Source organism: Nostoc sp. DedSLP03 (genome assembly GCF_034530815.1).
In the GTDB taxonomy this organism is placed as follows: Bacteria; Cyanobacteriota; Cyanobacteriia; order Cyanobacteriales; family Nostocaceae; genus Nostoc.
Genome location: NZ_JAVRCK010000008.1, coordinates 19,287 through 39,385, shown reverse-complemented (window position 1 = coordinate 39,385; position 20,099 = coordinate 19,287). Strand labels below are relative to the sequence as shown.

19 protein-coding genes are annotated in these 20,099 nt (G+C 41.3%); 10 read left to right on the top strand and 9 right to left on the bottom strand.

Features of this window, described 5'->3' with window-relative positions; translation table 11 throughout:
* Positions 1 to 25 precede the first annotated feature (25 nt).
* Complete coding sequence (locus RM368_RS05760) at positions 26 to 550, bottom strand: phosphoribosyltransferase (protein ID WP_322693173.1); 525 nt, start codon at positions 548 to 550, stop codon at positions 26 to 28.
* 77 nt (positions 551 to 627) lie between these two features.
* Here RM368_RS05760 and RM368_RS05755 point away from each other — a divergent pair, with 77 nt between their 5' ends.
* Entirely contained in the window at positions 628 to 2,079 is a 1,452-nt protein-coding gene (locus RM368_RS05755) for an MFS transporter (protein ID WP_322693172.1), read from the top strand.
* 207 nt (positions 2,080 to 2,286) lie between these two features.
* Here the strand turns inward: RM368_RS05755 and RM368_RS05750 are convergent, their stop codons facing one another.
* Both RM368_RS05750 and RM368_RS05745 read right to left on the bottom strand, forming a co-directional pair.
* Entirely contained in the window at positions 2,287 to 3,099 is an 813-nt protein-coding gene (locus RM368_RS05750; protein ID WP_322693171.1) for a pentapeptide repeat-containing protein, read from the bottom strand.
* Between the two features lie 10 nt (positions 3,100 to 3,109).
* On the bottom strand, positions 3,110 to 3,751 hold the full coding sequence (locus RM368_RS05745) for a hypothetical protein (protein ID WP_292856419.1): 642 nt from the start codon (positions 3,749 to 3,751) through the stop codon (positions 3,110 to 3,112).
* A 122-nt stretch (positions 3,752 to 3,873) separates the two neighbouring features.
* Here RM368_RS05745 and RM368_RS05740 point away from each other — a divergent pair, with 122 nt between their 5' ends.
* Positions 3,874 to 4,086 (top strand): hypothetical protein, encoded by a 213-nt coding sequence (locus RM368_RS05740; protein WP_322693170.1) that lies wholly within the window; start codon positions 3,874 to 3,876, stop codon positions 4,084 to 4,086.
* A gap of 148 nt (positions 4,087 to 4,234) precedes the next feature.
* Here the strand turns inward: RM368_RS05740 and RM368_RS05735 are convergent, their stop codons facing one another.
* Together RM368_RS05735 and RM368_RS05730 are read right to left on the bottom strand one after the other, a co-directional pair.
* Positions 4,235 to 4,609, bottom strand: coding sequence for a hypothetical protein (locus RM368_RS05735; RefSeq protein WP_322693169.1), 375 nt, complete (start codon positions 4,607 to 4,609; stop codon positions 4,235 to 4,237).
* 255 nt (positions 4,610 to 4,864) lie between these two features.
* Positions 4,865 to 5,155: a hypothetical protein gene (locus RM368_RS05730; RefSeq protein ID WP_322693168.1), complete on the bottom strand. Its 291-nt coding sequence runs from the start codon at positions 5,153 to 5,155 to the stop codon at positions 4,865 to 4,867.
* 460 nt (positions 5,156 to 5,615) lie between these two features.
* Here RM368_RS05730 and RM368_RS05725 point away from each other — a divergent pair, with 460 nt between their 5' ends.
* From RM368_RS05725 to RM368_RS05705, 5 genes are all read left to right on the top strand, one after another.
* Positions 5,616 to 6,746: a substrate-binding domain-containing protein gene (locus RM368_RS05725; protein ID WP_322693167.1), complete on the top strand. Its 1,131-nt coding sequence runs from the start codon at positions 5,616 to 5,618 to the stop codon at positions 6,744 to 6,746.
* Positions 6,747 to 7,232: 486 nt separating this feature from the next.
* Positions 7,233 to 8,198, top strand: coding sequence for a nitrogenase iron protein (nifH, locus tag RM368_RS05720; protein ID WP_322693166.1), 966 nt, complete (start codon positions 7,233 to 7,235; stop codon positions 8,196 to 8,198).
* A gap of 564 nt (positions 8,199 to 8,762) precedes the next feature.
* On the top strand, positions 8,763 to 10,154 hold the full coding sequence (nifE, locus tag RM368_RS05715; protein ID WP_322693165.1) for a nitrogenase iron-molybdenum cofactor biosynthesis protein NifE: 1,392 nt from the start codon (positions 8,763 to 8,765) through the stop codon (positions 10,152 to 10,154).
* Entirely contained in the window at positions 10,154 to 11,464 is a 1,311-nt protein-coding gene (gene nifN / locus RM368_RS05710; RefSeq protein WP_322693164.1) for a nitrogenase iron-molybdenum cofactor biosynthesis protein NifN, read from the top strand. Before nifE ends, nifN begins: the two co-directional genes overlap by 1 nt.
* Positions 11,465 to 11,517: 53 nt before the next feature.
* Positions 11,518 to 12,777 carry a glycoside hydrolase family 10 protein gene (locus RM368_RS05705; protein WP_322693261.1) on the top strand — a complete coding sequence of 420 codons (1,260 nt, stop codon included), beginning with the start codon at positions 11,518 to 11,520 and terminating at the stop codon, positions 12,775 to 12,777.
* A 151-nt stretch (positions 12,778 to 12,928) separates the two neighbouring features.
* Here the strand turns inward: RM368_RS05705 and RM368_RS05700 are convergent, their stop codons facing one another.
* The 4 genes from RM368_RS05700 to RM368_RS05685 all read right to left on the bottom strand — a co-directional run bounded on the left by RM368_RS05700 (position 12,929) and on the right by RM368_RS05685 (position 15,543).
* Positions 12,929 to 13,558, bottom strand: coding sequence for a hypothetical protein (locus RM368_RS05700; protein WP_322693163.1), 630 nt, complete (start codon positions 13,556 to 13,558; stop codon positions 12,929 to 12,931).
* Positions 13,559 to 13,564: 6 nt separating this feature from the next.
* Positions 13,565 to 13,756 carry a DUF6887 family protein gene (locus tag RM368_RS05695; protein ID WP_322693162.1) on the bottom strand — a complete coding sequence of 64 codons (192 nt, stop codon included), beginning with the start codon at positions 13,754 to 13,756 and terminating at the stop codon, positions 13,565 to 13,567.
* The gene (locus RM368_RS05690; RefSeq protein WP_322693161.1) at positions 13,753 to 13,929 is read right to left on the bottom strand and encodes a DUF6888 family protein; all 177 of its coding nucleotides are present in this window, start codon (positions 13,927 to 13,929) and stop codon (positions 13,753 to 13,755) included. Before RM368_RS05690 ends, RM368_RS05695 begins: the two co-directional genes overlap by 4 nt.
* A gap of 132 nt (positions 13,930 to 14,061) precedes the next feature.
* Complete coding sequence (locus RM368_RS05685) at positions 14,062 to 15,543, bottom strand: site-2 protease family protein (protein ID WP_322693160.1); 1,482 nt, start codon at positions 15,541 to 15,543, stop codon at positions 14,062 to 14,064.
* Between the two features lie 382 nt (positions 15,544 to 15,925).
* On the opposite strand from RM368_RS05685, the gene RM368_RS05680 reads away from it, so the two are divergent.
* The 3 genes from RM368_RS05680 to RM368_RS05670 are packed head-to-tail and all read left to right on the top strand — an operon-like array spanning position 15,926 to position 20,031.
* A complete protein-coding gene (locus RM368_RS05680; protein WP_322693159.1) occupies positions 15,926 to 16,561 on the top strand; it encodes a sigma-70 family RNA polymerase sigma factor in 636 nt (211 codons plus the stop codon).
* A 33-nt stretch (positions 16,562 to 16,594) separates the two neighbouring features.
* Entirely contained in the window at positions 16,595 to 17,560 is a 966-nt protein-coding gene (locus RM368_RS05675) for a DUF1822 family protein (protein ID WP_322693158.1), read from the top strand.
* Between the two features lie 23 nt (positions 17,561 to 17,583).
* Complete coding sequence (locus tag RM368_RS05670; RefSeq protein WP_322693157.1) at positions 17,584 to 20,031, top strand: CHASE2 domain-containing protein; 2,448 nt, start codon at positions 17,584 to 17,586, stop codon at positions 20,029 to 20,031.
* The last annotated feature ends 68 nt before the right edge of the window (positions 20,032 to 20,099 follow it).

Below are 20,099 nucleotides of genomic sequence, written 5' to 3'. Positions count from 1 at the left end.
ATTAATAACTCATCACTCCTAACTCCTAACTCCTAACTTTATTTACCTTAGCTGCAAGTTCTGCGGGGTTCATCTGCTCGTAATGTTCAAAAGGTTGATGAATCCAGGGGTTATCAGGTAGATAATCAACATAATAATTGGGTGCTATAACTGAACAAGCTTTATACCAAAGAACGGCGGTGCGAATTTCCTCAATGGGGAAATCAGTATTTTGCTTGAGCCAAGGTATAGTTTGCTGGAGTGTTACCCCAGAGTCTACTAAGTCATCCACTAGGAGAATGCGCGAACCTAACTTTTCGGCAGTCATTGTTAAATGACGGGAGAAAATTAAATTACTTCTTTCTTGCTTGCTAGTGCCACTGTAATAAGATGAGGTTGCTAAAATTGCTAGCGGCTGCTGGTATATCCGGGAAATAATATCTCCGACTCTTAGTCCTCCTCTGGCAAGACAGATAATCTGGTTGAATTCCCAACCTGATTGATAAATCTGAATAGCCAGTTGTTCAATTTTTTGGTGATAATCTGACCAAGAAACATAAAGGTCTGGCATAAGTCTAACGGGAGTGGTAGATGGCTAGTATTGAAGGCGATTGCAGATTTTTTATTTTAGTATGAGTGCAAAGTTTTATGAATGATTCTGCTGCTGATGGTGATGTTCAACGAAATCCTCTCAGTGAAAAACTTGACCTGAAAACAAAGCTGGCTTACGGTGCAGGGGATTTAGGCCCAGCAATTACTGCAAATATCTCCGTCTTTTTTCTGCTGGTTTTCTTTACCAACGTCGCTGGTATCCCTGCGGGTTTAGCTGGGAGTATTTTGATGATTGGCAAAATCTGGGATGGGGTAAACGATCCGGTTGTCGGGTTTCTGACTGATAAAACGAAATCTCGTCGTTGGGGTCGTCGTCTTCCTTGGATGTTTTATGGGGCTATTCCCTTTGGAGTTTTCTTCTTCTTGCAGTGGATTGTACCGCGATTTAGTGCAAATCAGAGTGATAATATTTGGCCGCTGTTTTGGTATTACGTAGCGATTGGGGTGATATCTCAGGCGTTTTACACGGTTGTGAATTTGCCTTATACGGCAATGACTCCAGAATTAACTCAAGATTACGACGAACGTACCAGCCTTAACAGCTATCGGTTTACATTTTCCATTGGTGGCAGCATTTTATCGTTGATTTTAACGCAAATTGTTTTTTCTCAAATTAGCGATCGCCAACAACAATATCTCGTTTTAGCAGCCATTTGTACGGTAATTTCGATTTTAGGATTATATTGGTGCGTTTTTGGAGTCCGCGATCGCATCTTAGCTTTTGAGGCTAAACGCATCCAAACCGAGGAACCTGCATCTCTCCCCTTCTTTGAACAGCTAAAAATTGTTTTTAGTAACCGACCTTTTTTATTTGTTATTGGTATATATCTTTGTTCTTGGCTAGGCGTACAGGTAACAGCCAGCATTATTCCCTATTTTGTAGTCGATTGTATGGGACTTAAAGAATCAGATGTGCCCACAGTGATGATTGCAGTCCAAGGAACTGCTTTGGTGATGCTATTTGTCTGGGGAGCGTTGAGTAAAAAAATCGGCAAAAAAGTTGTTTATTTTCTAGGAATGAGTTTGTGGATTATAGCAGCAGCCGGACTATTTTTCTTACAGCCTGGTCAAATAGTTTTGATGTATGTGATGGCTGTGATGGCTGGTATTGGTGTCTCCACGGCTTATCTAATTCCTTGGTCAATGATTCCAGATGTGATTGAATTAGATGAACTGCAAACCGGACAACGCAGAGAAGGCATTTTTTATGGCTTCATGGTTTTGCTGCAAAAATTTGGTTTGGCTTTGGGACTATTTTTGGTGGGAAATGCTTTGCAAGTATCTGGTTTCAAAGAATCTGTAGCCGGAAGTCCACTACCCATCCAACCGGAATCAGCACTGTTTGCTATTCGCGTTGCCGTTGGCCCCATACCGACAGTTTGTTTGATTTTTGGCTTAATATTAACGTATTTTTACCCAATTACCCGCGAGATGCACGCCCAAATTATGCTGAAACTCAAAGAAAGGCAAGAGAACAGGGGGAGTTAAAAAGCGGAAAGTAGGGGGCAGGGGGTTTTAGAAAATCATTTTCCTCATCGCCAAAAGAGTCTGAGAGCAACTTAGCTCAACTCTATCCAAAATTAAGAACTCGGTTCTTTATCCGACAAAAACCCTGGCAATACTTGTCGGGTTTTGGAGAAAAAAGAAAGAAAAAAACCTTTACCCTTTACCCTTTACCCCAAACTCAATTCCGAGTTAAAAATGCACACAACGAGTGATATTAGGCATAATTGTTTCTTGAAGATTTACGCCGCTGAGGTTAGCTCCCCGAATATCGGCTCCTCTAAGGTTAGTTCCTCTAAGATTCGCCCCTGCCAAATTCGCATCTCTAAGGTTAGTCCAACTCAAATCAGCTTGACTCAAATCAGCTTGACTTAGGTTAGCCCGCAACAAGTATGCACCACTTAGGTGAGCCTTGGTCAGATTAGCTTTGTATAGGTCAGCTTTGTATAGATAAGCTCCTAAAACCTCTGCTTCGTACAAACTCGCCTCGCTGAGGTCAGCCGCAATCAAGTTAGCTTCAATCAGGTTGGCAAAAGAGAGGTTAGTCCGCATCAACTTTGCTGCACCTAAATCGGCATCTCTCAAGTTAGCGCTTTTTAAGTCAGTACCAATTAGGTTAGCAGATGCGATCGCAGCACCTCTAAGATCCACCCCGCTTAAGTCAGCTCCAATCAAATTGGCATAACTCAAATCTGCCTGCGTAAGTATAGCACCACTCAAGTTAGCAACACTGAAGTTAGCTGTACTCAGGTTAGCTTCATTCAGGAGGGCTTTATAAAGGTTGGCACTACTGAGGTCAGCACCACTGAGGTTTGCCCGCACAAGTAAAGCATTACCCAAATCAACTCTTCTCAAGTTTACCCCTTGGAGGTTTGCACCTCTGAGGTTATCGCCTTGCAAATTCGCGGCGCTCAAGTCTGGTTCAATCTGGGGATTTTTCTTTCTCCACTCAATCCATTTAACTGCACCTGCTTTGAGTAAAGTTAGATGCTCTCGATTTGCCATTTTCTCTCCTTTACTCCTGACGCCCACCCAGAGAATTTACCCGACCAGCGACACTTTCAATAGCCGTTAATGCTCCTGCTGCTCCTGCTAGGATATCCTGTTCTTGTCCACCTAAGTAAAGCCGTCCAAAACTACCTACAGCTTGAACTTCTAAAATGTTAATCCTCGCTGCTTTTTCCGCTTCATTGGCAGCTAGTGCAGCGTAAGCAGCAGGCTCCACTTCTAATACATACAGCGTTTGACCTGCTAGTAGTAGCTGTCCTCGACGCGTGCGATTAATCAGTTGGGTTTGATAAGCATCGATGTTGCGGATAATCTGACTAGAAATAACCCGCGGTTTCAGACATTCCTCTCTTCGGACTCCCAGTGCCGCCAAAATAGCTTGACCAGCAGCTCTGGTTTCGCCTTGAGAGCTAGAATGAACTTCTAGTAATCCGTATAGTCGTTCCACTACCTGTACTCCCGGACGGACTGAGGCAGATTTCAGTGCTATATCCGTAATTTTATTAATTTCGATACCAGGAGATATTTCAATCCACAGTGATGTATCTCCTGGTAATGGTAAGAACCCTTGGGCTACTGTTCCCATATATGCTGCATGTTGAGGTTGCAGGCTGTCGAGAAATACGAAACTGCGTAATTCTATGCCCAAGATTTTGCTCTCCAGTCGTGAGGGTAAAAGTTATCTATATGCGAGATATAAGTGCCTAATTTGACAATATAGGGTATAAAAAAGCGCAAAATCTGTTAAACGGATCTACACCCGTGTGTCAAATGGCAATTATAGAAGCTAATGCTTATTTAGAAGACCATTGTCGTCTTAGGATAAAATCTACTTTGAGCGGACGACATAATTTTTATTTAACACGATTGCTTTGTAAACATCTTGACTCTTTTACATTACCCCAGTTTTACCCCAAATATTTCCTCAACATCTCCCAACCGGAACTGCAAGGATTAGATACCAATAAATATGGCTCTTTCTAGCTCAAGTTGTTTTTATTTTCATCCCTATCCTCTCAATCAGTTAAGTAAGCACATACAAAGCGCTTAGACACCTTGCCGTGGTTTGGGATTTCGGCGCGATCGCCAATATTCGGCAAAAGGAGCGATCGCGATTTTTCTGGTTAATTTATCAGGTACTGGGCAAGTCCCCTTCTGGTAAGACATTATCTATGCTAAGTACCCACGGTATACCTTTGTCAATTGGAGAACTGACAGTAATTTTAGCTCTATTGGCAAACTGTTTTAAGCGATCGGCAAATTGGGGAACAGTTTTCATGATATTGCGATAACTTTCCATGTTATTACAAATCAGGATCAACGTCAAAACGCCACTATTGATTTGGAAATACCAATGACAACTCGATAACAAAATCCGTGTCATGCGATCGCACGTTAGGAAAAAGCTTTTTTTCGTTGCTTCTTCAAGCTGTCGAAATAGTATTTCACTCAGTTTGATTGTTTGAGATGAAGGCAAATCATCTGGATGTAGGCATGGTTGATTCATAAGGTTTTGGCAAACTTCAAAAGTAACGAAGCTGCGGTGAAGATTGGTAATTTGGATTTTTTGCAGATTGAATATTACAAAAAAATCAGGTTTACTAGGTTATTGCTCTTGAGTGACAATCCACAGCAAGTCTAACCACAACTGGGGATAAGCTTGCTTGATATTTGAGAGTGGATCGCGCATCAAGTTATTGGCATTCAAGCAAACAACTTCAACTAGCCCTAAATATTCTGCTACTTCTTTGAGTAGGTTTTTTTATTCTACGACAGCACCAATTAGTCTATCAGGGCAATAAATACCAATGTATTTTGTATGGCGGATGCATGTTTTTATATTCACTCTTGTTAAATGAGGATGAGGATTGATTATCTTCACATAACATTGGCTTAACAGTTTCCATACACGTGGGTGAGTGTGTTCAATAATTACATTAAATTGCTGGGCTAAGTCTTCTTCGGTAATCATTACTCTCTCCATTGCTTTGTTGCCATCTGCTGCATACTTTGGCAAATACCTAATTGATTGTGCAAAAACTTCAAACAGCAATTATTTGCTGATGCTATGTGCATATTCACTTTAGTCAAATAGGTAATTTTTCGTCAGGGCAAAATTTACCCCAAAAAGCGAAATTGGTTGATATGTTTTCTACTGTTTGTGTTACTTGTCTATCAAGCATCAAAGCTGAAACTAATCCCTAAAACTGTATTGAATACTACTTTTTACCAATTTAGTTGGTAAAAATTTTCTGCAAAATAAATGCTCTGTTTATTGGAGTTTGGGGCTTTTAAGCCAAAAAAGCAGGTAAAAAACAATCACCTGCAAAAATAATTTGCGCTTGGCAAGCAAATTGGCAATTTCTGTGATAGTCTTTTTATATGGGGAATCAAGACAGCGAAAGTACAAAAAGTCTTCCAAGAGAAATGATATAAACTCAAAGACTACACTTTCGCCTTGGCAGATATAAGTTAAATCCGCTACGGCTTTTTGAAACCAAGAGACAAAGCCAATGAAGCAGGATAGTGACCTCCGTAATAACTTGAAGTCAATTAGAACTCGCTTAGGCATGAGCCAACAAGATTTGGCTAACATCGCTAATGTGACTCGTCAGACAATTAGTGGTGTAGAGTCGGGATTATATGCTCCCTCAGTAGCTATAACACTTCGCTTGGCCAAAGCGCTTGGCTGTCAAGTTGAGGATCTATTCTGGTTAGAACGAGATTTACCTGAAATTGAAGCAGTCCTTGCCAAACCGATTCCTAATGATCGGCAACTACGAGTTAGCATGGCTCGTGTGGGCGGACAATGGATAGCTTATCCCTTGATTGGTAAGGATGCTTTTCGCCAAGATATGATTCCGGCTGATGGTGAAAGTACAAGCCTTACAGGTACAAATAAGGTTCGAGTCCGTCTTTTAGACGATAATCTCGACACACTTCACAATACCGTTGTGATTGCTGGTTGTGCCCCTGTGATTTCACTATGGGCAAGAGCCACTGAACGCTGGCATCCCCAACTGCGAGTCCAATATAACTTTGCCAATAGCATGGCTGCATTGCACAGTCTATGCAGAGGTGAGGCACACATCGCTGGGATGCATTTGTACGATCCTGAGACTGGTGAGTATAATACTCCCTTTGTTCGAGATGTTTTGGCTGGCAGGGAAGCAGTTCTGATTACCCTTGGTGTTTGGGAAGAGGGACTTTTGTTAAAGTCTGGGAACCCAATGGGAATTAGAACAGTTAGTGATTTAGTTGCAGGGGCGACTATTGTCAACCGCGAAATCGGTTCTGGTAGTCGGATGCTTTTGGAACAAACACTCCAAAAAGAGCAGATACCGTTCGATGCTGTTCAAGGCTTTGACAATGTACTCAAAACTCACCAAGATGTCGCCCAAGCCGTAGTCAGAGGAGTTGCCGATGCTGGTATGAGTACGGCATCTGTAGCTACCGCCTTTGGACTGGGATTTATCCCTTTACATCGGTCACGATATGATTTGGTGATTCTTAAGGAATATTTGGAAGAAGCACCTGTACAGCAGTTGCTCAGTACTTTGGGACATCGAATGGTTCACTCCCAATTTGAAATTCTTGGCGGTTACGATATCAGCAAAATTGGGGAAATTGTAGCGACTGTTTAGAGTGGATTGCAATGGTTGGTTGTGTGGTTAAAGGAAAACTTGGCGTAAATTGAAATCCTGCTGCAACCACTCTTTAGGTATGAGCAACCTTCAGGAGATTACAATAACTGATAATGCTGAATTCGTAATTCGGGTTGAATTTGAGTTTCCAACTTAGAATCTGTAGCTTTCTTTTTCCAATTGGTATTACTACCGCCAGAGAAATCATTTGAGTGAGCGGATGGTAATACTTGCAATATTCCTTGAGTGATGTCTTATCGCTCTAACCATTAGTCAGAAAAAACAATGACTAATGGCCAATGAAAACTGACTAAAACTTGAATATGTTCTTTCTTTGGACTCTTTTTGGTGTAGAACGAGCACCTCCAACAACGTTCTACATAAGGTCGTTGCTGTAATTTTACAGCACGAGTACCTCCGGCACAATGTGTCAACGCCTCATCAACTGACAGACCCACCAAACAAACAATTGCAGGATAAATTATCATGTCCGACGAAAGAATTAGACAGATTGCTTTTTATGGTAAAGGTGGTATTGGTAAATCCACCACTTCCCAAAATACCCTTGCTGCGATGGCAGAAGTGGGTAAACGCATCTTGATTGTCGGATGTGACCCGAAAGCTGACTCCACTCGTTTGATTTTGCACTGTAAAGCTCAAACTACCGTGTTGCACTTAGCTGCTGAACGGGGCGCTGTAGAAGATATCGAACTCGAAGAAGTGGTAATCACTGGTTTCCGCGATATCAGATGCGTAGAGTCAGGTGGGCCGGAACCTGGTGTAGGTTGCGCTGGTCGGGGTATCATCACCGCTATTAACTTCCTTGAAGAAAACGGCGCTTATTCAGATGTAGATTTTGTATCTTACGACGTATTGGGCGACGTTGTATGCGGTGGTTTTGCGATGCCAATTCGTGAAGGTAAAGCGCAAGAAATTTACATCGTTACCTCTGGTGAAATGATGGCAATGTTTGCAGCTAATAACATTGCTCGTGGCGTTCTCAAATATGCTCACACTGGTGGGGTACGTTTGGGTGGACTAATTTGTAATAGCCGGAAAACTGACCGAGAAGACGAACTGATTAGCACCCTTGCAGCCAGATTAAGTACCCAGATGATTCACTTCGTCCCCCGTGACAATATCGTGCAACACGCCGAATTGCGTCGGATGACGGTGAACGAGTACGCGCCCGACAGTAACCAAGCTAATGAATATCGCACACTAGCAGACAAGATTATCAACAATACAAATCTTGCTGTTCCCACACCCATCGAAATGGATGAGTTAGAAGATTTGTTGATTGAATTCGGTATTCTTGAAAGTGAAGAAAATGCTGCCAAACTAATTAGCCAAGCAGATGCTGCTAAGAAGCAAGAAGATGCTGAAGGTGAAGCATTAGAAGCATTGAAAAAAGGAAACGTAGAAATAGTTTCTGGTAGCGAGAAGAAGTAAGGTTCTTGTTTAGACTTAAGTGCTAAACACAGAGTAAATATCAGGTGGGCAAAAATAGCCCACCTCTCACAGAAACAGTGCTTAGTGTTGAATAACGTTAGCGGATAGCTAAGGTTTAGTCCGTGCTGAGTAAAAAGTAAAATTAGACCGACTAAGCATCAAATTAGTTTTGAGTAGCGAATGTCTCGGCTAACAGTGGTAAGATTAATTAATACTACTTATTCATTACTTTTTACTCAGGACTCAGCACTCATCACTCCTGAAAAATCCTTTAAAATGGAGGTAATTGAATAGCCAATTTTAACTTGTGTTGGTTTCAAGTTCACCGTGCTAACACTAATTTTTCAAGGTCTACACAGCAACATTAATACTTGAATAGTCTAGTTCTTGTTTTTGTTTTTTCCTTCTCTAACCTAGTTGGTGTTTATGTTTTAGGGGATGGGAAATTCTCTTTCTCATTCCCTTTTATTCCATACTTTAAATACACGGTTAATAAATTAAAATTCGCTGAAATTTTAAAATTCACTTAACACCTAATAACTTCTACCTATTGTCACCAAACAAATGAATCCTACCCCAGGAAAAATCAACGATTCACTCAGTAACTCCAATTCTGAAGATGCTCCTCAGCAGAAACTGTATAAAAAGAAGTCCTCCACACAATTACCTCAACCTGGAACTACTCAAGGGAGTTGTGCTTTTGATAGTGCGATGATTACCCTAGTACCAATCACCGATGCTGCTCATGTAGTTCACGGGCCAAGTGGCTGTGCTGCCAGTATTTGGGGAAGTTACAGCAGTCTCTCTTCTGGTTCGATGTTGTACAAAATACGCTTTACCAGCGATATAGATGAGAACGATATCATTTTCGGTGGAGCCAAAAAACTGTACAAAGGCATTTTAGAATTAGCAAGACGCTACAAACCATCGGCGGTATTTGTTTACTCCACTTGCATCACCGCCTTGATTGGAGATGATATCGAGGGAGTTTGCAAAAATGCCAGCGAGAAAACAGGAATACCTACTATCCCTGTACATTGTCCTGGCTTTATTGGGAACCAAAATTTGGGCAACCGTGTTGCTGGTGAAGCAATGCTAGAACACGTTATTGGAACAGCTGAACCAGAGACTAGTACACCATACAACATCAATCTAATTGGTGAACATAACATCGCAGGTGCAATATGGAATGTTCTACCGTTATTGGAGAAATTAGGTATCAGAGTTTTGGCAAAAATTACAGGCGATGCTGTGTACAAAGAAGTTTGCTATGCTCATCGTGCCCAACTTAACGTCATACTCTCCTCCAAAGCACTCATCAATGTAGCAAAAGGGATGGAGAAAAAATATGGCATTCCCTATATTGAAGAGTCTATCTATGGTATAGAGTCAATCAATCAATGTTTAAGGAATATTGCTGCAAAGTTAAGTAATTCTGATTTGCAGGAACGTACAGAAAAGCTAATCGTAGAAGAAACTGTTGCAATAGATGAAAAACTTGCTCTGTATATTACCCGATTGCAAGGTAAGCGTATTATCCTTTCTATTGGAAGTTTCAAGAGTTGGTTGATTATCTTTGCTGCTAAAAAATTGGGGATGGAAGTTATTGCTATTCTTACGAAGAATAATACTGATGAGGATCAAATTAGAGTCACAAGTTTGCTGGGTCAAGATGGCATAATTTTAGAACAAAATAGTCCTGAAGAAATTTTACAGTTAATTAACGAAAATCAAGCTGATATGTTAATTGCTGAGAAACGCCATCAAGACACCTCTCTCACTGCGAGAATTCCATTTCTAGATGTTAATCAAGAACGCAATCATGCCTATGCAGGCTATATAGGAATTTTAGAAGTAGCACGAGAACTGTATGCCGCTTTTTACAACCCTGTGTGGGAGCAAGTATACCAGTTAGCCCCGTGGTCAGCAGGAAATTCTTCTGAGGAGGAAATTTGATGGCGATTATTAGCGTTACGAGTACATCAGTTGCAGTTAATCCCTTGAAGCAAAGCCAAACTGTGGGCGCAGTTTTAGCCTTTTTGGGTTTGAAGGGAATCATGCCTTTATTGCACGGTTCTCAAGGTTGTACTGCTTTGACTAAAGCGGTATTAGTACAACATTTCCGTCAGACGATTCCCCTTTCCAGTACAGCGATGACCGAAGTTGCAACCATTTTGGGTGGCGAGGAAAGAGTTGAACAAGCAATCTTGACTTTAGTGCAGAGATCCAAACCAGAAATTATCGGTCTTTGTAGCACTGGACTGGTGGAAACCAGAGGCGATGACATGGTACGTTTTGTCAAGGAGATTCGCCACCGTCACCCAGAACTAGATTATCTACCAATTGTGTTTGTCTCTACACCAGATTTCAAAGGTACATTACAGGATGGGTTTGCTGGTGCAGTTGAGAGTATAGTCAGGGAAATTCCTCAAAAAAGCTCCAAAAAAGACCCTTATCCCGCACAAATCACTATTTTGGCGAGTTCTGCCTTCACACCAGGGGATGTACAAGAAATCAAAGAGATTGTCACTTCTTTTGGACTCGTACCTATTGTTGTACCCGATCTTTCTGGCGTACTAGATAGTCATATAGAAGATTCCTCTAGTGCCATAACAGCTAATGGCACAAATGCAGCACAGTTGCGCTCAATTGGTAGTTCTGTATTTACTTTGGCACTAGGTGATAGTATGCGGGGTGGAGCGCAAATTTTGGAGCAGAGATTCAATATACCTTATGAGGTATTTGGTGAACTGACTGGACTAGCAGCAGTAGATAAATTTTTGCAAGCTTTGGCGGATATCAGTGGTGTCAGCGTACCAGAGAAATACCGCCGTCAACGCCGTCAGTTACAATATATGATGTTGGAAAATCACTTTTACTTTGGGTGCAAACGAGTTTCTTTGGCGCTAGAACCAGATTTACTATGGTCAACAGTTGCTTTTTTACGATCGCTAGGAGTTGAAATTCACGCAGCAGTGACAACAACACGCTTTCCTTTGCTCGAAAAACTGCCGATCAATAGCGTTACTATCGGCGATTTGGAAGACTTTGAGCAATTGGCGGTTGGGTCTGATTTACTCATTACCAACTCTCATGGAGTGGCGATCGCTCAACGTTTAAAAATTCCTCTCTACCGTCAAGGGATTCCGATTTTTGACCGTTTAGATTGTGGTCAGTTTACCAAAGTTGGCTATCGAGGTACTATGCAACTTTTATTTGATATTGGCAATCTGTTTTTAGAGCAGGAAACAAAGGTTAAGCATTAATATTATTTATCATGCCAATGTTTCCTTCACTGACACAGACATTTTAAATCATGATGAAAAGGTTTGTAGAGTGGTGTGTTGAGTTTTCTTCTTGGTGGAATATTCGCCAGAGTAGAAAGTCTCTTTTGTTTATGGTTATGCTTACCTTGAGTGCGATCGCGACGCTGATTTTGTCGTTCCCTTTGAACGCTCAAATAAATCTGCCGTCAACGCCAAAAGCTGAGTTAAGGGGAGTGTGGTTAACAAATATTGATAGTGATGTGTTATTTGAGCGCGATCGCCTTAAAGGATCTTTGCAACGGCTTGATGAACTCAATTTTAACACCATATATCCGGCGGTTTGGAATTGGGGATATACATTGTATCCTAGCAAAGTTGCCCAAAAAGTGATCGGGCGATCGCTCGATCCCACACCAGGACTTAAAGGGCGAGATATCCTCAAAGAAATTGTCGATGTGGGCCATCAAAAAGGGTTAACAGTAATTCCCTGGTTTGAATTTGGCTTTATGGCACCAGCGGATTCTCTATTAGCTAAAAATCGTCCCCAATGGCTCACCAGTCGCAGCGATGGGACTCGGATTGTCAAAGAAGGTACACATAATCGCGTTTGGCTAAATCCCTTTCGTCCAGAAGTACAACAATTTATTCAAGATTTAATCGTTGAAATTGTTAGAAACTACAATATCGATGGTATTCAATTTGATGACCATTTTGGCTTACCATCAGAATTAGGATACGATGCTTATACAGTAGCACTTTACAAAAAAGAACACGGTGGTAAAGCTCCCTCGAAAAACTTCAAAGATCCAGAATGGGTACGTTGGAGAGCTAATAAAATCACCGAGTTTATGAAGCGGGTATTTACAGCTATCAAAGCTACTAAAAAAAATTGCCTGGTTTCCGTTGCTCCTAATCCTCAGCGTCTTTCCTACGATTTCTTTTTAGCAGACTGGCAGAAGTGGGAACGGCTAGGAATCGTCGAAGACTTAGTTTTGCAGGTATATCGGGATGACTTGAATGTTTTTATCAGCGAATTAGAGTATCCAGAAGTGAAAGCAGCCAAGAGTCATATTCCAGTGAGTGTAGGCATTTTGGCTGGGTTGAAAAACCGATCTATACCAATGCAGCAGATTCAAACACAAGTGCAAAAAGTACGCGATCGCAATTTTGCTGGAGTTTCTTTCTTTTTCTATGAAACCCTCTGGAATATGAGCAAAGAAAAGCCGCAAGACCGTCAAACTGGCTTCCAGAAAATTTTTCCCACACCAACGACTTACCCGAATTTGCTAGCAGGTTGGAAACCGTTTGGTTAATTTTCCTAACAAGCTATCGGTGAACATATCGCTTAATTTTAAGTGAAGGTTCACCGACAATCACTTAAGAATTTGTCTTGAAAGGAACTAAGTTTTTTAGTAAAAAAGCAACTGATTGGAGAATACCTGTATTTTTGAATTTCAGAGTTAGTTAAATTGGTAATACTTGTATTGTGTTAGCGGGGCATTTTACTACACTGTTTATATATTCTGGGTGAGAGGGTAGCGCATAACTTTCTTTGTTTCGACAGACAATACGTATTATTTTCAGTTGCTTGTCCCCATTCATGCGAACAGCAAAGACCGCTCCAGCATACGACCTAATTTCAAAGCCAAACATACCACCGCAGTCGTCTTGAACGGCATAGCTATAAACAGCATCAATAGTTGTTTGAGAGAAAACTTTAGTATCTGTTTCAGTATAGTATCGATAACATCTTTGTGTTCCAAAAATTGGTGGGAACGAGCCATAGTGAGTTGCTGGTTCGTCAGGAGATTTAAAAAAGGTTTTGTGCTTTAAGAAGTAGTTATTTTGAGTCTGAACTTTAGATATAATATTTTTTTCTGCTTCTTTCTCCAGTCTTGATATTTTCTTTTCTTGCACCTTATTTTCATCTTCCTTCTCACACCCACCAATAAGGAAACTTAGCATCATAATGCTAAAAAATAATAATTTTAGAGAAAGATAAATAAATTGATTACTAGAATTACAAATCGGGTTTAATTTTTCTAAGTATCGCATGTGCTTCACTCCTAACTCCTTTACAGAAGAATCTTTCATAGTAATTTAACTAGCTTGCTGTCCAAACCGTCTTTGTAAATCAGCCTCCGCTTCCTCAATTGTCATCGGTATCTGTTTTGGAGATTGAGCGCGTCTTCTGTCGATGTAGACATAGAATGCTTCATCGTCGTTGCGATGCTCCAAAATATAAGTTCTTAGCTGCTCTAAAGGCATTTGTTGAAAGTTAGGTTTTGTCATAACCAAAGAATTTCTCCAGTTAGTAGTACCTTAGCTTCGATTGAATTATTCGCCAAGATATAAACATTTTTAGTGCGCTCGTCTAACCTTACAAGGTCTATTCCTTTATAAACTCTGGTAAGTTGAGCGCACACCCGAATTGCGGATATTGCTTGTTTGGGTGTAGGCTCCATAAACACTAGACCTCTTGCAAAAGTGCTTTTTGCAAGAGGTGGAAAAAGGGACTCATGTTAAAGGGGAAAGGGAAAATACCAAACCTTTCCCCCTTTCTCCTTCCCCTTTTCCCTACTTCTGCAAGAAGTCTACTATCCTATTCCCAAACGCCCAGCCAAGCCAGGAGTTAGGGGTAGAAGCGTGGTAATCATCAAGAAGAGAGCCAAAAGACCCAAAGCGGCTCTAGCATCATCGGGTTCAGTAATTTCATTCAAGCTTGGGCGTTCTTGATCTCGTTGTAAAAAGAAAATTACGATCGCCCAATACATGGCAAGAGTATTACCGAGAGACACTAGCGCTAGTAAAATTAAAGTTGCGATCGTTGCTCGTCCTGCGGTTTTGCGTCCATAAATCGCCTGAATAATTCGCCCACCATCTAGTTGTCCTGCTGGCATCAAATTCAAAGCGTTAATTACTAACCCCAGCCAACCAATTATCACTAAGGGATGAACGCTTACCAGGGATGACTGCAATGCCGAACCAAGGACAACTCGCGCCAAGCTTCCCACCAAAATCGACCCTTGGAAAAACTGATTTGGCAATTGAAATAAACTACCTGGATGAGAAAGCAGCAAGCCCGTCACCAACATTAATAAAGAAACGATGCCACCTGTGGCTGGCCCTGCCAAAGCGATATCAAATAATACCTTGCGGTTAGGCAATAAAGATTCAAAGCGGGTAATTGCACCAAAAGAACCAATTTGCACTGCGGGGAGAAAAAAGGGCCAGCTAAGGCGAATTTGGTGACGCTGGGCAAGTAACCAATGACCAATTTCGTGAGCTACTAAAATCGCAAATATTCCCGCGCCTATGGGCAAAGCTTCTTGAAACCGCCCTGGATTGCCAAAGAAATCAAAATTCAGCAGTAATCCCGCAGCTTCTAAACTTGTGGCAATGGTCGCTATCAACAGAACACCTGCAAAGGCTTTTTGCGATAACAACATCGGTCGGGGATCGTTGCGGCTCGGTAGGACAATCACTACAGGTCTACCGTCTGTATTTTCCACTAAAAACAGACGATATTTATCGCCAAGGCGTTGTTGTAAACTTGTAGTTAGACGGTTGTGAGTCTCTTCTGGTTCTCCTCGTAGATTGCCTTTAAAAATGGCTCCATCTTGGTAGGCGATCGTTTCTGTAGCAAAAAATGTATCGATACCGAAAATACCTTTAACTGCATTCAAGTCTTCTTCTGGTATCGGCAAAATCTCTGGTTTGAGTTCTGCTACTTTTGGTTGTGGGGAATTTGCTTCAAGTGAGGAAGCAGCAGCGAGTCTTTCTGTGGCGCGTTGCTTGAGGATGGTATCTTGCCCAGCTTGGCGTAACTGTCTGCCCAAGTAAACGTATAATCCGGCGGATGTCACCACTAAGAACAATATACCCGCTATATTAATGTAAATCCCTGCGGCAAACAATCCAAAAAACAAAAGCCAGGGAGTCATCAACACCACCGACTGTAACCAGGCTAAGATTCCCAGTTTACCAAAAGGTCTGGCGCGATAAAAGCCCCAGCCCAAAATGCCTAAAGCTACCAGTAGGATTGCCGCCAGGATAGAAGTTTCTGATAAAGTAAACATCTCCAAACCTTTGCTATTGAGACTAAGCCAGAACAAGTCCGGTATTGCAGATACACTTAATAATGTATAACGCCGCCTGTCGTCTGCCCAAATTATCCCGTTTGGCGTAGTGATAAAACTTCATCTCAGCTACGCTGTTGTTGTTATTTATGTAAAACTAGCCCTTTCAAGGTGGGTAATTAACTTTCTATCGAATTTGAAAGGAGGTCAGCATAAACACCAAAAAATCTGGTGTTGCGCCGAGCCAAATCTTCCCAGTCCCCAGTTCAATACATAAGCACAAAGTTTTGTAACAATTATGACTGGTTCGTGTAAAAGTTGCGAGCAATACATGAGATATAGATGAGTTTGCAACTTGGTGCGTTCTGATTCGAGGTCTTTTATGAGTAATGACTGGAGAAAACAACTAGATGGACAACTTAAAGACTTAGCGATCGCAGCCCAACAATATACACACCTAACCAAGGAAAAGCGGATAGCTTTAACACGTTTGATTAATGCTATTTGGCAGTCAGGCAAGCTTGTTCGTCCTTACAAAGGTCAATTTCAACTACTTTATCAAGATATCTATGATGAAGCAGTACAAAATTTATTTTTCTATCTTTGTCAAGATAACAATATTAATAAGTATGACCCAGAACGTGGCGAAGTGATGACTTGGATAAATATGCTATTAACTAAACGTTTTTTTCCAGAGGCTATCCCCAAAATTATCGGCAAAAATGAAATAAATCTCGAAAACTCTCACCTAGAAAATATACCTTCATCTCAAACTATGTCTTTATTTGAACAACTAGTAGAATGTATAGAAACTGACCCAGAATTAATTTTTTGCAAGGAACATATCAAAGGTCATCCAGAGGCAAATTTTCAAGCTATAGCTAAAAGAAGATGTTATGGCATTTCCTGGAAAGAGATTTCGGGCGAATGGGGTATTGGAATCACATCTCTCCATAGTTTTTACCAACGTTGTTTGAAAAAATTTGCTACTAAATTTCATGAATACTTATATATTTAATGTTTAATATCATCTAATCAGCTAGGCAAAAATATGAGCAAAATCATCAAACATTTAACATTTTCAGCCCCGATACCTGTGGATGGAAGGCATCGAGCAGAAGAGTTACGCAGACAACAAGCCACACCAGCCAAAGGCGAACAAGTTTATCTCAATACTTTGTCTGTATCGTTCGTAAATTATTATCTATGTTGCATGGGATTTGAGACAGACTTGCATAAAAGTGATAGTTGGAATGTCATACAACAGACACTTATGGATATTGCTGATTTGTCGCTAAAAAACTTGGGCTTATTAGAATGTCGTCCGGTATTGTCAGATGCACAATTTGTTTATGTGCCGCCAGAAGTACAGTCAAATCGAATTGGCTATGTAGTTGTGCAAATTGGCAAATCATTTAGAGAAGCAACGCTGCTGGGATTTGTCAAGCAAGTACAAACTGATTTATTACCCATTAACCAATTGCAACCTTTAGACAATCTCTTGGAGTATTTAGAAGAACTTTCTCAATTCCAAGTTGCTGAAATAGCTGATAATTCACTTACTTTAAATCAGAGTTTAGTTAATTTGAAGCAATGGTTGGAAAATATTTTTGAAGCTGGTTGGCAAGAAGTTGAGACTCTTTTAGGCACTCAAAGTGCTAATCCAGCTTGGGGTATGAGAAGTAAGGCAGGTGCTTTTCTTAGCAGGGGTAAGTTGATTGATGTAGGAGATTTTTTGAGCAAACGTGCAGTGGTTTTAGTCGTTACCTTACCTTCAGATAACGAGCAAGAAATGGACATTATCGTAGAATTACATCCGACAAATAGACAAGATTATCTGCCACCAAATCTCCATCTAATGGTGCTGGATTTTGAGGGGGCATCTGTGATGGAAGCTCAAACAAGAAGCAGCAATAAGAATATTCAATTGGAATTTAGTTGTGAAGTGGGAGAACGTTTCAGCGTTAAACTTGTTCTGGGAGATATCAGCATCACAGAAAATTTTGTCATTTGTTAAGAACAACAGCAGGGGTGTTGCCAATGAGAAAGTTAGTTGTGCTGAAACTAGATGGCAATTTGCACTTAGGCGTGCAGGTAACGCTGGAGATTGGAGAAGAGGGCAAACGCCCGAATACAGAAATTACTGGCAAGCTACCCTCTAATCCAGATATGGCAACAGCAGTTGCCCAATGGCAGTCCACATATCGCAGCTTGTGGAAATCTACCCGCATCAAAGCCAAAAAAATTATTTACGATGGTTCTATTTCCCAGCGCCGTCAGGAGTGCAATACAAAAGCTAGTGAGGTACGAGAGCATCTGAATAACTGGTTGCTATCAGAGTCTTTTCGTGCCGTGCGGGAAAAATGGCTCAAACACTTGATGCCAGATGAAGAAGTGCGGGTGTTGATTCGCACTCATTGTTTGCAACTCAAAAAACTTCCTTGGCATTTGTGGGATTTGATCGATCGAGATTACCCCAAAGCTGAAGTTGTTCTCAGTGTTCCAGAATCAGAATTAGTAACAGCCACATTGCAGACATCCATAAGCAGAAATAAAATTAGAATTTTGGCAATTTTAGGCAATAGTGACGGTATTGATGTGGAGCAAGACCGCCAGTTACTAGAGAAATTACCTGATGCCACTACAACTTTTTTAGTAGAACCTGAATATTCAGACATCGACGACAATTTGTGGAAACAACCTTGGAATATCTTATTTTTTGCAGGTCATAGCAAAAGTGAGGGTGAAGCTAGTTGCATCTATATTAATAAAACAGATAAATTAACAATTGATGAACTCAGATATGCCCTGAGAAATGCTGTTGCCAACGGGTTACAATTGGCGATTTTCAACTCTTGCGATGGATTAGGATTAGCGCGAGAATTACAAGATTTACAGATTCCGCAAATTATTGTTATGCGGGAACCAGTACCAGATAAAGTAGCGCAAAAATTTTTAAAGCATTTTTTAGAGGTTTTTTCATCAGGAGAATCTATATATGCTGCGGTTCGCACTGCCAGACAAAGGCTTAAAGGAATAGAAAAGGAATATCCAGGTGCAAGTTGGTTGCCAGTAATTAGCGAACATCCTGCTGTAGTCTCAATGACTTGGGCAAAGCCCCGAATTCCCAAGATTCGCCGCCTTGGAACCTTGCTACTGTTGAGTCTGCTGATAACTGTTGGTGTACTGGGGGTAAGACATCAAGGAGGATTGCAAACATCGGAGTTGTTCTTATATGACAAATTTATGCGATCGCGTCCCCAGGAAAAGCAAGATTCGCGCTTATTAATCGTCACTGTAACTGAAGACGATCTTGACCTCCCAGAGCAGAAGCAAAGAAGTGGCTCATTGTCAAATCTGGCACTGGCGCGACTATTAGATAAACTTGCACAGTACCAAGCCCGAACCATTGGCTTGGATATTTATCGTGATGAATCGGTACAACCTAACCAGGCCGCTTTAACTACTCGTTGGAAAACTGATGACAATTTCTTTGCAATTTGCAAAGTTAGCGATCGCACCCAAAACTATCCCGGAGTTTCACCTCCCGAAGGAGTTCCACCAGAACGCCAAGGATTTAGTGATATTGTTCCCGACTCAGATAATGTTTTGCGTCGTCATTTATTAGCAATGCAGCCAGATAACCCTATATCTCCTTGTACTGCACGCTACGCGCTTAATGCCCAACTGGCATTTCACTATTTGGAGAAAAAAGGGATTTTTGCGAAATACACCCCCCAAGGAGATTTACAGCTAGGTAACATCGTTTTTAAACGGTTGCGATCGCGAAATGGCTCTAAAACAGAATCGCAAATGGGCGGCTATCAAAAAGTGGATATAGGGGGCTATCAAATATTGCTTAATTATCGCTCTTACCAAGGTTCTCCTTTAGAAATTGCACCTATTGTCACACTCACAGATGTTCTGAGAGGAAAGGTTAATCCCGAACAAGTCAAAGACCGAATTGTTCTCATTGGTACTACTGCCCAAAGCTTCCGTGATTATAGTCCTACCCCCTACATGACTGAACAGGGTTTTTCTCAGGAAGTACCAGGAGTGATTCTACAAGCGCAAATGGTGAGTCAGCTGGTGAGTGCTGCGATCGATGGCCGACCTTTGATATCAGTTTTGCCTGTTTGGGTTGAAGCGTTATGGATTTGGAGTTGGTCTGTAGTTGGAGGTGCGATCGGCTACGCCGTGTCGCAGACACTCGGCTACGCCGTGTCGCAGACACTCGGCTACGCCGTGTCGCAAACAGTTACTTGGCGCTATCAATCGAGACTATATCTATTAGTAACGGGAGGAGGCGTACTGGGGGGCTTATACATTCTTTGCTTAATTCTCTTTTACCAGGGCATTTGGGTTCCCCTGGTTCCGTCAATGTTAGTTTTAGTGCTTACTGGTGGCACAGTAGCGATTTACCTATCTACACAACAAAGTCAACCCCTTTGGGGAATTCAAAATTCAAAATTCAAAATTCAAAATTAATGATCGCCATAAATAAATTTAGGGGCTTGTATCCTTTTCGTTTTCGGTCAGCGACAACTGATTTCTAC

Bases quoted from the DNA above. Each gene is read 5' to 3' on its own strand.
- RM368_RS05750 (WP_322693171.1), bottom strand. From the start codon at position 3,099: ATGGCAAATCGAGAGCATCTAACTTTACTCAAAGCAGGTGCAGTTAAA.
- RM368_RS05740 (WP_322693170.1), top strand. From the start codon at position 3,874: ATGGCAATTATAGAAGCTAATGCTTATTTAGAAGACCATTGTCGTCTT.
- RM368_RS05695 (WP_322693162.1), bottom strand. From the start codon at position 13,756: ATGACAAAACCTAACTTTCAACAAATGCCTTTAGAGCAGCTAAGAACT.
- RM368_RS05755 (WP_322693172.1), top strand. From the start codon at position 628: ATGAATGATTCTGCTGCTGATGGTGATGTTCAACGAAATCCTCTCAGT.
- RM368_RS05700 (WP_322693163.1), bottom strand. From the start codon at position 13,558: ATGAAAGATTCTTCTGTAAAGGAGTTAGGAGTGAAGCACATGCGATAC.
- RM368_RS05675 (WP_322693158.1), top strand. From the start codon at position 16,595: ATGAGCAAAATCATCAAACATTTAACATTTTCAGCCCCGATACCTGTG.
- RM368_RS05735 (WP_322693169.1), bottom strand. From the start codon at position 4,609: ATGAATCAACCATGCCTACATCCAGATGATTTGCCTTCATCTCAAACA.
- nifN (WP_322693164.1), top strand. From the start codon at position 10,154: ATGGCGATTATTAGCGTTACGAGTACATCAGTTGCAGTTAATCCCTTG.
- RM368_RS05725 (WP_322693167.1), top strand. From the start codon at position 5,616: ATGAAGCAGGATAGTGACCTCCGTAATAACTTGAAGTCAATTAGAACT.
- RM368_RS05680 (WP_322693159.1), top strand. From the start codon at position 15,926: ATGAGTAATGACTGGAGAAAACAACTAGATGGACAACTTAAAGACTTA.
- RM368_RS05685 (WP_322693160.1), bottom strand. From the start codon at position 15,543: ATGTTTACTTTATCAGAAACTTCTATCCTGGCGGCAATCCTACTGGTA.
- nifH (WP_322693166.1), top strand. From the start codon at position 7,233: ATGTCCGACGAAAGAATTAGACAGATTGCTTTTTATGGTAAAGGTGGT.
- RM368_RS05760 (WP_322693173.1), bottom strand. From the start codon at position 550: ATGCCAGACCTTTATGTTTCTTGGTCAGATTATCACCAAAAAATTGAA.
- RM368_RS05670 (WP_322693157.1), top strand. From the start codon at position 17,584: ATGAGAAAGTTAGTTGTGCTGAAACTAGATGGCAATTTGCACTTAGGC.
- RM368_RS05690 (WP_322693161.1), bottom strand. From the start codon at position 13,929: ATGGAGCCTACACCCAAACAAGCAATATCCGCAATTCGGGTGTGCGCT.
- RM368_RS05705 (WP_322693261.1), top strand. From the start codon at position 11,518: ATGAAAAGGTTTGTAGAGTGGTGTGTTGAGTTTTCTTCTTGGTGGAAT.
- nifE (WP_322693165.1), top strand. From the start codon at position 8,763: ATGAATCCTACCCCAGGAAAAATCAACGATTCACTCAGTAACTCCAAT.